The sequence below is a fragment of the Prauserella sp. PE36 genome, assembly GCF_003311655.1.
Classification (GTDB): domain Bacteria; phylum Actinomycetota; class Actinomycetes; order Mycobacteriales; family Pseudonocardiaceae; genus Prauserella_A; species Prauserella_A endophytica.
The window spans coordinates 100929-113871 of record NZ_QEQT01000101.1 but is presented as its reverse complement, the minus strand read 5'-3'; the positions used below and the strand labels follow the sequence as shown (position 1 = coordinate 113871).

Sequence of the window (12943 nt, the reverse complement as noted above, 5' to 3'; positions counted from 1 at the left end):
GTGATTGAATCCTGGCAGCGGGCACGGATGGGCGGTGGTGACGACGAGCGCGAGTCCGGAGGCGGAGGGCCCAGCCCGGTTGCTGATCGTCTCGGCGACCATGGGCGAGGGCCACAACGCGACCGCGCGCGCCCTGCGGGCGGCGGCGCAACGGGTGTGGCCCGGCATCGAGGTGGAGTGGGCCGACGTGCTCGACGTGATGGGCCGCGGCACCGGACCCGTGTTCCGCTGGATCTACGCGACGAGCGTCGAGCGGCTGCCGTGGCTCTACGAGTTCTTCTACACCTCGGTGTGGCACCACCGCTGGTTCGCGAAAGCCGCCAAGCGGGTGATCGGCGCGTGGAGCGGGCGGCGGCTCGCTTCCGTCATCGACGCGGCCCGTCCCGACGCGATCGTCTCCACCTACCCGATGGGCAGCACCGGGCTGGAGTGGCTGCGCAGGCACCGGGGACTGTCGGTGCCGACGGCGGCGTGGGTCTCCGACATCGCGCCGCACCCGTCGTGGGTGCACAAGGGCGTGACCGTCAACATGGTCATGCACGAGGTGGCCGTGGAGGCCGCACGGCGCAGCGTGCCCGGCGCTCCGGTCGCGGTGTCCGCTCCCCCTGTGCCAGGACGGTTCGCTCCCGGTGACCGCGGCGCGGCACGGGAACGGCTGGGGCTTCCGGACGCGGGGCCGCTGGCCGTCGTGTCGTGCGGCTCGCTGGCCTTCGGCGACCCCAGCGGCGCCGTCCGGGAGCTGCTGGGCGGCGGCCCGGCCGCGTGCGTCGTGGTGGTGACCGGGCGCGACGAGCGCCTGCGGCGCCGGCTGGAACGCGGGTTCGCCGGCGACGAGCGCGTACGGGTGCTGGGCTGGGTCGACGACATGGCCACGCTCATGACCGCGGCCGACCTGGTGGTGACCAACGCGGGCGGCGCGACGGCGCTGGAGGCGCTCGCGTGCGGTCGCGCCGTGGTGCTGCACGACCCGATCCCGGGACACGGCAAGGCCAACGCCCGCCTGCTGGAGGAGGCGGGACTCGCCAGGGTGTGCGCGGGGCCGGGTGAGCTGGCCCGCACGGTGCGCGAGCTGGTGACCCGGCCGGAGCGCCTGCGCGCGCTGGAGGAGGCGGCCCGCCGGCACACGAGCGCTCACCGGCTCGACGACGACCTGCGCGTATTCGCCCGGCAACCCGGTGCGGCGCGGGCACGTCCGCTGCCCGCGCCCGACGCGCTCTTCCTGCACGCCAGCACTCCAGAGGTGCCGCAGTACGTCGGCACGGCGCTGGTGTTCGAACCGGGGCCGCCGCTCACGCGCAAGGACGCCGCCGGGATGCTCGCCGCGGTGCCGGGCGTCGGCGGCAGGCTGCTCCCGGCGACCCTCGTGCGACGGGCGCGCTGGGACCCCGGCGAGGACGCCGACCCGCTTTCGCTGGTCGACGAGGTCGTGGCCGGTGATCTGGCCCGCTCCGTCGACGCGTTCTTCTCCGTGCCGCTCGACACCACCCGCGCGCTCGGTGCCGCACGGCTGGTGACGGGCCTGCCCGGCCAGCGGCGAGCCCTGCTCGTCAAGCTGCACCACGCGCTGGGCGACGGGATGACCGTGCTGCAGGCCCTGCTGTCCGACACCGACACCAGCACCGGGCTCTCCTGGGCGATCCGGCCAACGACCTCGGTGGGCGGCAACGGTTTCCGGCCCGCCCCGGGCAAGCTCGCCGGAGGGCTGTGGGAGCTGGCGCGGGCGGGCAGGGCGCCCGCGACGCCGCTGGACGTCGCGATCACCGGACCCGACCGTCACCACGCGGTCGTACGGCTGCCGGGCAAGGAGGTCCGGCAGGCCGCCCGCGCCCTCGGCGTCGCACCGGCCGACCTGCTCAAAGCGGTGTTCGCCGAGGCCGTGCACGACGTGCTCGGAGCGCAGCCCGGCGCGCGGTTCCGGCTGATGGCGCCGTGGTCCCTGCGTGGCACCGGGAGCCTGCGCGCGGCGGGCAACCACACCGGGGCGGTGTCGGTGGACCTGCCGGTCGGCCCGATGGACCTGCGCACCCGGGCTTCGCTCGTGGCCAACGGGCTGCGGGAGCGCATCGACGCCGGGGTGCCCGAGGCCGCGCACGCCGTGGTGCGCCTCATCGGCAGGCTGCCGCCCCGGCTGCACGCGCTCGCCGCCAGGAGCGTCTACCGAGGCGACTGGTTCAACGCGATCGGCACCGTCATGCCGGGGCCACGGCGGGAGATCCGCTGGCACGGGTCGGTGATGTCGGAGGCCTACCCCGTGCTCGCGCTGGCGCCCGGCAGCGGGCTCGCGTGGGGCGCGATGACGTGGGGGCGCTGGATCACGATGGTGTTCACGGGCACCCCCGCGCAGGCCGCGTTCGTCGACGGGATCGCGACGCGCACAGACGCCCTCCTCGCCGAGCTGGCCGGTGACCACGCCGGCCCATGACCGGCCAGGACACCGTCCTGGGGATCGCGGTGCCCGCCGCGATCCTGGCCGCGGCGGCGTTCGGCGTGACCGGAGCGCTGCAGCACAGGGCGGCCCGTCGCGTCGAGGGCGGGGGCCCCGTGCGATGGGGGCTGGTGTTCACGCTGCTGCGGCAGCCGCTCTGGCTGGCCTCGCTGCTGGCCAACGGGCTCGGGATCGTGTTCCAGTGGCTGGCGCTCAGCACCGCGCCGCTGGTGTTCGTGCAGCCGCTGCTCGTGACGTCGCTGGTGTTCGCGGTGTTCAGCAGCAGCGCACTGCGGCGGGAGCGCCCGGACGGCCTGGTGCTGCTCGGTGCGGGGCTGTGTGTGGCGGGACTGGCGTTGTTCTTCCTCGTGGCCAGACCGGAGGCCGGGCACGGCACGCTGGAGCTGCGCGACGTCCTGCCGCTGGCGACGGGGCTGGCCGCGATGATCGCCGTCGCGGTCGGGCTCGCGGTACGGTTCGCTGGCCGGGTGCGGGTCCTGGCGCTGGCGACGGCCACCGGGGTGCTGTACGGCGTCACGGCGGGGGTCACCAAGCTCGCCGCCGACGACCTCCGGCGCGGTGTGGTGGCGCTGCTGACGCACTGGCATTTCTACGTCGTGGTGGCGTGCGGGGTGACGGGGTTCCTGTTGAGCCAGAACGCGTTCCGGGTCGGGGTGGCGCTGGCTCCCGCGCTCGCGGTGATCGTCGCGCTCGACCCGCTCGTCAGCATCGGGGTCGGCGCGCTGTGGCTCGGCGAGGAGCTGCCGGGCGGCGCCGGAAGGATCGCGGGCCAGGTGCTCGGGCTGGCGGTCGCCATCGCCGGCATCGCGCTGCTCAGCCAGCGGGCCCCGCAGGTGAGCACGCCGGGAAGGGAGAACGGGTGATCGGAGCCGGAACGACCGCGGTGGTGACGGGCGGTTCGTCGGGTATCGGCGCCGCGACGGCGTCGGTGCTTGCCCGGCGTGGGTGTGACGTGCTGGTGACCGGCCGCGACCCCGCGGCGCTGGAGGCCGTCGCGCGGCGCACCGGTGCCCGTGCGTGTGCCGCCGACCTCGCCGGTTCCGGTGCCGCCGCGCGGGTGCTGGCCTCCGCGGGCGACGTGGACCTGCTGGTGTGCAATGCGGGCGTCGGCTGGGCGGGACGCCTCGAGGACATGCCGGAGACGGACGCCGAGACCCTCGTGCGCGTGAACCTGCTGGCGCAGATCCTGTTGGTGCGGGCGGTGCTGCCGGGGATGGTGGAGCGCGGGCGCGGGCATCTCGTGTTCGTCTCGTCGATCGCGGGGAGCATGAGCGTCGCGGGCGAGGCCGTCTACTCGGCGACGAAGGCGGGGCTGGACGCGTTCGCCGCGAGCGTGCGGGGCGAGGTGGCCGGTCGCGGCGTGGGCGTGTCGGTGGTGGTGCCGGGCGTGGTCGACACGCCGTTCTTCGCGCGACGGGGTACGCCGTACACGCGGCGCAGCCCGCGCCCGGTACCCCCGGAGCGAGTGGCGGCGGCCCTCGTCGCCGCCGTCGAGCGGAATCGGGCGGAGGTGTTCGTGCCCCGCTGGCTTCGCCTGCCCGCACGCCTGCGCGGAGTGGCGCCGGCCCTCACCGACGCCCTGCAACGCCGCTTCGCCTGAACCCGCGAGTCCCCCGCTCCAGCCCGCGAGTCCCCCGCTCCGGACGCCGAGTTCTGCACTCCGGACGCCGAGTCCCCCGCTCCGGACCGCCGGCCCTGCGTTCGCGCGTTCGGCAACGCACGACTCGGGGTCCGGAAGGGGCAACTCACGCGCCCCAGCGGGCAACTCGCGGGTCGGAGCGGGGGACTCACGCGCCCGAGCGGGCAACTCGCAGGCCCGAGCGGGGGACTCGCGGGTCGGAGCGGGGGACTCGCGAGCTCGGCGTCAGGTTTCGCGGGCCGCGCGGATCGACTCCTTCAGGGAGCTCATGGTCGCCAGTACCGACGTCGGCTCGTACCCGCAGTGCGCCATGCAGTTGGCACAGCGCGGGTCCCGGCCGCGGCCGTACTTCTCCCACTCGGTGGTCTCGACCAGCTCCCGGTACGTCTTCACGTACCCGTCGCCCATGAGGTAGCAGGGCTTCTGCCAGCCGAACAGCGTGTACAGCGGCACGCCCCACGCGGTGCACTCGAAATCGACCTTGCCCTCGAGGAAGTCGAGGAACAACGGCGAGTGCACGAGCCGCCAGCGCTTGCGGTTGCCGTTCGCGAAGGCCTTCCGGAAGAGCTCTCTGGTCTCCTGCACGCCGAGGAAGTGCTCCTGGTCCGGCGCCTTCTCGTAGGCGTAGGCGGGAGACAGCATGAGCGAGTCGATCTCGAGCTCGTCGTTGAGGTAGTCGAGCACGTCGATGACGCTCTGCGGGGTGTCCGTGTTGAACACGGTCGTGTTGGTGGTGACGCGGAACCCGCGCCGCTTCAGCTCCCGGATCGCCGCGACGGCCTCGTCGAACACGCCCTCCTTCGCCACGGCCGCGTCGTGCCGCTCCCGGAGCCCGTCGAGATGCACGGTGAACGCGAAGTACTTGGACGGCTTGAGGTCGAGCTTGTCGATCTTCTTGCGCAGCAGCACCGCGTTGGTGCACAGGAAGACGTACTTCTTGCGCTTGACGAGCTCGTTGACCATCCGGTCGATCTCGGGATGCATGAGCGGCTCGCCGCCCGCGATCGACACCATCGGCGCGCCGGCCTCCTCCACGGCGGCGACGGCCTGCTCGACGGGCATCCGCTGCTTGAGGATGTTGGCCGGGTGCTGGATCTTCCCGCAGCCCCCGCATTTGAGGTTGCAGGCCAGGATCGGTTCGAGCTCCATGATGAACGGGAACTTGTCGCGCTTGCGCAGCTTCTGGGTGGCCACGTGCCTCGCCACGCGGATCGCCTGGTGCAGGGGCATGTTCATCGGTGCCGCACCTCCTTGGGAAGGCTGAAGTTCACGGTTTCGGTCGCGGTGGTGCGCTCCCTCGTCTCCACCGCCCCGAGACCGGCCAACGCGTCGACGATCTCGTCCACCAGTACCGTCGGCGCCGACGCGCCGGCGGACAGCCCGACCGTGCGGGCGCCCACCAGCCAATCGAGGTCGATCTCGTTCACGTTGTCCACCAGGTAGGCCCTGGCGCCCTCACGCTGGGCCACCTCCACGAGGCGGCGGGAGTTGGACGAGTTGCCCGAACCCGCCACGAGCACGACGTCCGACTCGCGCGCCACCACGCGCACCGCGTCCTGCCGGTTGGTGGTGGCGTAGCAGATGTCGTCCGAGCCGGGACCCCGCAAAGCCGGGAAGCGGTCGCGCAGGGCGTCCACCACCCCCGCGGCCTCGTCCATCGCGAGGGTGGTCTGCATGAGGTAGGCGACACGGTCGGGGTCCTCGACCTCGAGTCCCGCGACGTCCTCCGGCCGCTCCACGAGCACGGTGCGTTCCGGCGCCTCGCCGAGCGTCCCCTCCACCTCCTCGTGCCCGGCGTGCCCGATGAGGAACACGGTGTCGCCGTCGCGGGCGAACCGCCTCGCCTCGCCGTGCACCTTGGCCACGAGCGGGCACGTCGCGTCCACCACGTCGAGCCCGCGTTCCTCGGCGGCCTCCCGCACCGCCGGGGAGACGCCGTGCGCGGAGAACACGACGGTCGCGTTCTCCGGCACCTCGTCGAGTTCGTCGACGAACACCGCGCCCCGCCGTTCCAGCTCGCCCACCACGCGCGAGTTGTGCACGATCTGCTTGCGCACGTATATCGGCGGCGCGTGCCGGTCGAGCAGGCGCTCCACGATCTCCACCGCCCGGTCCACACCGGCGCAGAACGATCGCGGGCCGGCCAGCAGCACCGTGCGGTCGCCGGTCGCGGCCGCCCACCGGCGCAACGCGGGCCCGACCGCCCGCAGCGACCGCAGCGCGGCGATGCCGCCCGGCACGGTCGCCGGGTGCAGCAGCGACCGCGTGGGGGTGTCCACCACCGCCCGCACCACGGCGGCGGGACGGGACCCGATCATGTCCAGCAGCCGCGCGGACTCCATGTCCACGGCGATCGCCCCGTCGAGCGCGAGCCGCGCGCCCTCCGGTTGCCACACCACGTGGTCGGTCTCCACCATCGGTCCGACGTGGACGGTCAGCCCGAGCTTGCGCAGCTGTGCCGCGAGCAGCGGCGCCGACCGGCAGTGGTGCGTGCCCTGCGCGGAGCGGACCTCGCTCGCCACCACCAGGTCCCCCGGCCGGAGGCCGTGCACGAGCGCGCCGGCGACCCCCGCGACGGCCACCGGCCGGTCCGGGTACTGCCGCAGGGCCCGCGCAACGCGTTTGGCCCGGCGCGCGTGCGGTCCCGCGAGCACCACGTGCCCACCGGAGGGACCGCGCAGGCCCCGCCGGACGCTCCGGGCCTCCAGCAGCAGCGGCGAGACGACGATCAGGTCGTCATCCGGTGGTTTCATCGCTGGTCACCTCCACGTATCGGCCGAGCGCCATGAGCGGGAAGACGAGCCGGTACAGGTGGTAGTTGATGTAGAAGTCGCCGGGAAAGCCGGTGCCGGTGAACCAGGGCTCGTCCCAGCCGCCGTCCTCCCGCTGGGTGCGAGTGAGCCACTCGACGCCCCGCACCACGGGATCGCCGCGCTCCCCCGCGGCGAGCAGCGCGAGCAGTGCCCACGCCGTCTGCGACGCCGTGGACTCGCCCTTGCCCACCCAGGCCGGGTCCACATAGGACCGGAGGTCCTCACCCCAGCCGCCGTCGGGGTTCTGGTGCCGCGTGAGCCAGCCGACCGCGCGGCGGATCGCGGGGTGCGTCACCGGGATCCCGCAGGCGACCAGCGCGGGCACGACGGCACCGGTGCCGTAGACGTGGTTCGCGCCCCACCGGCCGAACCACGAGCCGTCCCGTTCCTGGTGCCGCAACAGCCAGCGCACGCCACGCCGCGCGGGGTGGGCGTCCGCCTCACCGCGGGCGGCGAGCATCTCGACGATGTGCGCGGTCACGTCGGCCGAGGGCGGGTCGATCACGGCGCCGAAGTCGCAGAACGGCAGCTTCTCCGGCAGCGTCCTGGTGTTGTCCGCGTCGAACGCGCCCCAGCCGCCGTCGCGCGACTGCATTCCGGTGGTCCACGCCACCGCCCGGTCGAGCGCCTCGCCGAGCCGGGCGGGCTCGGGATGGTGGACGCGGTTCAGGCCAAGCACAACCTCGGCCGTGTCGTCGGTGTCCGGGTAGTGGTCGTTGGCGAACTCGAACGCCCAGCCGGACGGCGTCAGGTCCGGCCTGCGCACGCTCCAGTCGCCGTCGCTCCTGATCTCCTCGCGCAGCACCCAGTCGGTGGCGCGCACGAGCGCCGGGTCGCCGGGAGGCAGTCCGGCGTCGAGCAGCGCGATGATCGCGAGCGCGGTGTCCCACACCGGCGACTGGCATGCCTCCAGCCTCCGCACCATGCCCTCGGCGGTGCGCTCGCGGATCGTGAACCCGTCGAGCCCGTCGAGTGCCTTGCGCAGCACCGGATGGTCCGTGCCGTAGCCACGCAGGTTCAGCGCGAGGATCGAGTACACCCACGGCGGCTGGATGCCGCCCCACCCGCCGTCCGCCTCCTGCCGGTCGAGGATCCACCGTTCCGCGCGGGCCAGCGCGACGCCGCGCAGCGGCTTGACGGGGACGCGCTCGAGCACGTGCAGCACCCCGTCGAGGCGCTGGAAGGCCCCCGCCCACGTCAGCAGCGAAGCCGGCTCCGGTCTCGGCCGTCCGGTGCGCAGTTCCCGCACGCTCACGCCGAGCGCGCGGCACGGCCGCGCCGCGCCGACCACGGTCAGCGGCACCACGGTCTGCCGGGCCCAGCACGCCCAGTCGTAGATGTTGAGCGGGAACCAGTCCGGCAGCAGCACCATCTCCGGCGGCAGCACGGGCAGCTCGTCCCAGGACCACTCGCCGAACAGTGCGAGCCAGATGCGGGTGAAGACCCGGGTGGCCTCGATACCGCCGTGGGCGAGGATGTACTCGCGCGCCTTGCGCAGGTGCTCCGAGCCGACCGGGTCGCCCGCCATGCGGAGCGCGACATAGGCCTCGACGGTGGTGGAGAGGTCGGCGGGACCGCCGTGGAAGTTGGCCCACGTGCCGTCCTCCCGCTGGCACGAGCGGATCCACCGCGCCGACTCGGCGAGCGTCTGCTCGTCGAGGATGCCGAGGAAGCGCCGGAGCATCAGGTCCTCGGCGTCCATCGTCACGTTGGTCTCGAGCTCGCCCTTCCACCAGCCTTCCTCGTGCTGGAGCGAGACCAGGTACTCGCGGGCCCGCTCGGCCGCCTCCCTCGCCGCGGCGGGGGCCGTCGTCCGCTCGATCACGCCGCTCACCGGTCACGCTCCACGACGAACCGCGTGAGATCGCTCAGCGCGGCGTGGATGGGTTCGGGCGGGGCGAGGCGGTCGAGACACGACCTCGCCTCCACGACGTAGCGCTGCGCCCGGTCGCGGGTCCAGGCCAGCGCGCCGGACCGCTCGATCAACTCTGCCATCGTGCGGAGCTCCTCCTCCGTGGGCGGATCGGGTCTGCCGTACAGCTCGCGCAGCGCCGCGCCGGGCCCGGTGCCGGAGTCCAGCGCGGCGACCACGGGCACGGACTTCTTCCGCACGCGCAGGTCCGCCAGCACCGGTTTCCCGGTGACGTCGGGACTCCCCCAGATGCCGAGAAGGTCGTCGACGAGCTGGAAGGCCATGCCGAGACAGCGGCCGAATTCGGCGAGCAGCCCGGAGGCCACCGGGCTCGCCCTGCCGAGCAGCGCCCCGACCTCGGCGGCACAGCGCATGAGCGCCGCGGTCTTGCCCGCCGCCATCTCCAGGCACTCGTCGAGGCCGACGTCCATCCTGGTCTCGAACCCGACGTCCTGGCTCTGGCCCGCGATCAGGTCCTGCACCGACGCGGTGAGACAGCGGGTGGCGGTGGGGTCGGCGGCGCGTTCGAGCACGTCCACCGCGAGCGTGAGCAGCGCGTCGCCGGCGAGGATCGCGGCCGGCGTGCCGAACAGCCGCCACACGGTGGGCCGGTGCCTGCGCTCGAGGTCGCCGTCCATGACGTCGTCGTGCAGCAGCGAGAAATTGTGCACGAGCTCCACGGCGACCGCCCCGGGCAGTGCCGCCTCGGGGCCTGCGCGGACGGCCTGCGCGGCGAGCAGCGCCAGCGCGGGCCGCAGCGCCTTGCCGCCACCACCGTTGCGCGCCTGGCCGTGCTCGTCGGTCCAGCCGAGGTGGTAGCTGACGATCCGGCGCATCGGCGGGCGCAGCTCGCCCACCGCGTCGCGCAGTGCGGGCTGCACGAGCGCCTGGGTGGCGGTCACCTCGGAGGGCAGCGTCGCGGTCATCGCGCACCTCCCCAGGCGTGTGCGCTGACGAGTCCGGCCGCTCGGTGTCCGCTTCGCACGGCTCCCTCCATCGTGTCGGGCCACCCGGTGGCGGTCCACGAGCCGGCGAGCACGAGTCCGGGCAGCCGGGTCTCCGGCTGGGGGCGCAGCCGCCCCGTGCCCGGCGCCTGCCGGAAGGTGGCCCGCCGTTCGCGGGTGACGAAGAACCGCGTGCATGGCGTGGTCCTGGCGGCGGGCAGCAGCCTGCCCAGCTCCGTCAGGAAGATCTCCCTCAGCTCGGGCACGGGGGTGTCGAGCCAGGTATGGGCCGCGGACAGCGAGATCGTCAGGTACTGCCCCGCGCTGAGCCCGGCGACGTCCGTGCGGTCGAAGATCCACTGCACGGGCGAGCCGGTGGTCGCCGCGAAGGGCAGGTCGGTGACGGGCCGCTCGTAGACAACATGGACGTTCACGATCGGCGCCGCGCCGAGCCCCGCGAGCCGCGCGCCGGAGACCCCGGCCTCGGCCGGGCACACCTTCGCCGAGGGCTCCGGCGGGGCGGCCACCACGACGGCGTCGGCGGTGAGCGTCTCGCCGTCGAGCCGCACCGCGAAGCCGCGATCGCGTCGCTCCACCGCCCGCACCGCGCTGCGCGTGCGGATCTCGGCCCCGCGGGCCAGCAGGTACTTCTCGGCGGGGCGGACGTGCAGGTCCTCCAGCGGCCACCGCGGCACGCCGATGTCGGGGGCGTCGGCGCGGTCGAGCAGCGCGGTGCGGAACACCTTCGCGGCGAGCGCGAGCGAGGCCTCATCGGCGTCGCAGTTGAGCGCCGCCACCGAGATCAGGTTCCACAGCGCGGCGAGCGTGGCGCCGTTCTGCCCGTGCCCGCGCAGCCAGTCGCCGAAGCCGCGCTCGTCGAGCGCGGGGTCGTCGGGGTCGAGCAGGCGCATGGCGGCGGCCGCGCGGAAGGCGCGGAGCCGGTCGGTGACCGGCAGAGCGCCGTAACGGGCCAGGCCGGCCACCAGGTGCAGCGGCGCGGGCCCCCCGGTCCGGGTCAGCTCGGTGAGCCGCCCGCCGGGCGCGAGCACCGGCATGCGGAACCGCTCCTGCATCGCGATGCCCTCCGCCGTGCCGAGGCGGGCCAGCAGCGCCCGGTACTCGGTGCAGCAGCGAAGGAGCACGTGCTGGCCGTTGTCGACGGAGAGACCGTCGCGGCGGAACGAGAACGTGGCGCCGCCCAGCCTGCCCCGCGCCTCGAGCAGGGTCACCCGCAGCCCGTCGTCGGCGAGGTCGCACGCGGCGGTCAGGCCGGCGAGCCCGCCACCGACGACCACCACGTGCGCGCTCATGGCCGCGCCCCGGCGAGCGCTCTCGCGGCCACGGTGAGCTTCTCCCAGTCGGGCAGCGACGTGCGGCCGTGCAGGACGAGGCCGGGCCGCAGCGCCATCCGCCGCAGCAGCCGGTGGTAGATGCCCGCCATCGCGGCACAGCACGCGCGGCTGCGCGCGTCGAGGGAGTCCAGCAGCACCAGCCCGCGGCCGTACCACTCCTCCGCCCTGGCGGCCTCGTACTCCAGCAGGGGCAGCAGCGCCTCCTCGGAGTCGGCGAGCCATCCGCCCTCGTCGAGGTCGAGGGTGCAGCCGAACCGGCGCAGGTCCTCGGCGGGCAGGTAGATCCGGCCGTTGCGGCGGTCCTCCAGCACGTCGCGCAGGATGTTGGTCAGCTGCAGCGCGATGCCGAGGTCGTCGGCCAGCCGCGCGTCACGCCGCGGGTGCGCGCCGCCGAACACGGCCAGCGAGAGCCTGCCGATCGACCCGGCGACGCACCGGCAGTAGTGGTGCAGCTCGTCGAACGTCTCGTACGTCGTGCCGAGCACGTCGGCGCGGCAGCCGTCGATGAGCTCGTCGAACGCCCCGAGTGGCAGCCCGAACCGCTCCGCGGCGTCGCCGAGCCCGATGAGCACCGGGTCCCCGCCCGGCTCGTCGAGGCTGTGCAGCGCCTTGCGGGCGTTCTCCAGCGCCTCCAGCCTCACCTCGCCCGCGAGGTCACCGTCGCCGATGTCGTCGATGCGGCGGGCGAAGGCGTAGACGGCGCTGAGCGCCCTGCGCTTGGCGGGCGGCAGCAGCCGGATGCCGTAGGAGAAGTTGCGCGCCTGCTGCCGCGTGATTCTCTCGCACTCCTCGTACGCGTCGGCCACGTTCATCGCGCACCACCCGTGACCAGCAGCCGGACCCATTCCGCGATCGTGCGGCCCTTCGACGGCCTCGGGGTCGTGGCGAGGACGTCGAAGCCCGCGCCGGCGAGCGCGACGGCGGTCGCCCTGCCGCCCGCGACGTAGCCCGCGACGGCGAGCCTGGCCGTGCCGGAGAGCGTGCCGACCAGCGGCTCGCCCTCGTCGAGCAGCGCGACCGCCCGCTGCGCCGTGTAGCCGACGAGCGCGCGCACCTCCCGGCTCGCGCGGCCGGACAGCAGGTCGCCCTCCGCGACACCGAACCGGTCGAGGTCCTCGGCGGGCAGGTAGATCCGGCCCGCCCGCGCGTCCTCCGCGACGTCCTGGCAGTGCTCCAGCACCTGCAGTGCCGAGCAGACCCGGTCGGACAACGGCAGGCGTTCCTCGGTGGCCACGCCGAACACCCCGAGCACCAGCCGTCCCACCGGGTCCGCCGAGAGCGCGCAGTACCCGAGCAGGTCGCCGAACGTGGCGTAGCGGCGCACGGTCTGGTCACGCCGGTTGGCCTCGACCAGCCGCTCGAACGGCTCACGTGGCAGGCCGCATGCGTAGATCGTGGTGCTGAGCCGCTGGTAGAGCGGTTCTGGCGGCGGCGAGCCCGCGTAGATCCGGTCGAGGTCGTGCGACACCGCGTCGAGCAGCCGGAGCCGGTCACCCTCGGCCTCGTCGCCGAGGTCGTCGACCATCCGGGCGAAGGCGTACAGCGCGAGCAGGTGCCCGCGCTGGGCGGCGGGGAGCAGCCGCAGTGCCACGGGGAAGTTCTCGTCCCGGGCTTTGGCGAGCACGCGCCGCAGCGCGGCGGGCTCCTGGAGTGTCGACCGTTCCGCGGGTGTCAATCACGCCTCCAACACGAAGCAGGGACTCGGGAGGTCTGCGGTGGCGCCGCGCCCGGACGGCGAACCGGCCCGGCACGGTCCTTCTGGTTCAGGCCAGGTGGCTGTGCCACCGGCGCCCCGAGGCCGCCGACCGGGTCGTACTCGCCGAGCGCGTCCATCCGA

General features: G+C 74.0%; 10 protein-coding genes. 3 read left to right on the top strand and 7 right to left on the bottom strand.

Annotated elements, in window-relative coordinates; all coding sequences use genetic code 11:
- The first annotated feature begins 34 nt into the window (after positions 1-34).
- From DI005_RS39600 to DI005_RS32845, 3 genes are read left to right on the top strand one after another with little or no spacing between them, the layout of a single operon-like run.
- Positions 35-2422, top strand: coding sequence for a wax ester/triacylglycerol synthase domain-containing protein (locus DI005_RS39600; protein ID WP_113644677.1), 2388 nt, complete (start codon positions 35-37; stop codon positions 2420-2422).
- The gene (locus tag DI005_RS32850; RefSeq protein ID WP_113644676.1) at positions 2419-3309 is read left to right on the top strand and encodes a DMT family transporter; all 891 of its coding nucleotides are present in this window, start codon (positions 2419-2421) and stop codon (positions 3307-3309) included. Before DI005_RS39600 ends, DI005_RS32850 begins: the two co-directional genes overlap by 4 nt.
- A complete protein-coding gene (locus tag DI005_RS32845) occupies positions 3306-4046 on the top strand; it encodes an SDR family oxidoreductase (protein WP_113644675.1) in 741 nt (246 codons plus the stop codon). The genes DI005_RS32850 and DI005_RS32845 overlap by 4 nt, the downstream gene beginning before the upstream one ends.
- 264 nt (positions 4047-4310) lie before the next feature.
- Here the strand turns inward: DI005_RS32845 and hpnH are convergent, their stop codons facing one another.
- From hpnH to hpnC, 7 genes are read right to left on the bottom strand one after another with little or no spacing between them, the layout of a single operon-like run.
- Positions 4311-5321 (bottom strand): adenosyl-hopene transferase HpnH, encoded by a 1011-nt coding sequence (gene hpnH / locus DI005_RS32840; protein ID WP_112268825.1) that lies wholly within the window; start codon positions 5319-5321, stop codon positions 4311-4313.
- Complete coding sequence (locus tag DI005_RS32835) at positions 5318-6838, bottom strand: 4-hydroxy-3-methylbut-2-enyl diphosphate reductase (RefSeq protein WP_113644674.1); 1521 nt, start codon at positions 6836-6838, stop codon at positions 5318-5320. The genes hpnH and DI005_RS32835 overlap by 4 nt, the downstream gene beginning before the upstream one ends.
- Positions 6822-8723 (bottom strand): squalene--hopene cyclase, encoded by a 1902-nt coding sequence (gene shc / locus DI005_RS32830; RefSeq protein WP_233520405.1) that lies wholly within the window; start codon positions 8721-8723, stop codon positions 6822-6824. Before shc ends, DI005_RS32835 begins: the two co-directional genes overlap by 17 nt.
- Positions 8724-8728: 5 nt before the next feature.
- Positions 8729-9736: a polyprenyl synthetase family protein gene (locus DI005_RS32825; RefSeq protein ID WP_112268819.1), complete on the bottom strand. Its 1008-nt coding sequence runs from the start codon at positions 9734-9736 to the stop codon at positions 8729-8731.
- On the bottom strand, positions 9733-11064 hold the full coding sequence (gene hpnE / locus DI005_RS32820) for a hydroxysqualene dehydroxylase HpnE (RefSeq protein ID WP_113644672.1): 1332 nt from the start codon (positions 11062-11064) through the stop codon (positions 9733-9735). Before hpnE ends, DI005_RS32825 begins: the two co-directional genes overlap by 4 nt.
- A complete protein-coding gene (locus DI005_RS32815; RefSeq protein WP_112268815.1) occupies positions 11061-11918 on the bottom strand; it encodes a squalene/phytoene synthase family protein in 858 nt (285 codons plus the stop codon). Before DI005_RS32815 ends, hpnE begins: the two co-directional genes overlap by 4 nt.
- Entirely contained in the window at positions 11915-12781 is an 867-nt protein-coding gene (hpnC, locus tag DI005_RS32810) for a squalene synthase HpnC (protein WP_112268813.1), read from the bottom strand. Before hpnC ends, DI005_RS32815 begins: the two co-directional genes overlap by 4 nt.
- Positions 12782-12943 lie beyond the last annotated feature (162 nt).

Coding starts and splice junctions, on each gene's coding strand:
- DI005_RS32850 (WP_113644676.1), top strand. CDS start 2,419: ATGACCGGCCAGGACACCGTCCTGGGGATCGCGGTGCCCGCCGCGATC.
- hpnH (WP_112268825.1), bottom strand. CDS start 5,321: ATGAACATGCCCCTGCACCAGGCGATCCGCGTGGCGAGGCACGTGGCC.
- DI005_RS32835 (WP_113644674.1), bottom strand. CDS start 6,838: ATGAAACCACCGGATGACGACCTGATCGTCGTCTCGCCGCTGCTGCTG.
- DI005_RS32825 (WP_112268819.1), bottom strand. CDS start 9,736: ATGACCGCGACGCTGCCCTCCGAGGTGACCGCCACCCAGGCGCTCGTG.
- hpnE (WP_113644672.1), bottom strand. CDS start 11,064: ATGAGCGCGCACGTGGTGGTCGTCGGTGGCGGGCTCGCCGGCCTGACC.
- DI005_RS32815 (WP_112268815.1), bottom strand. CDS start 11,918: ATGAACGTGGCCGACGCGTACGAGGAGTGCGAGAGAATCACGCGGCAG.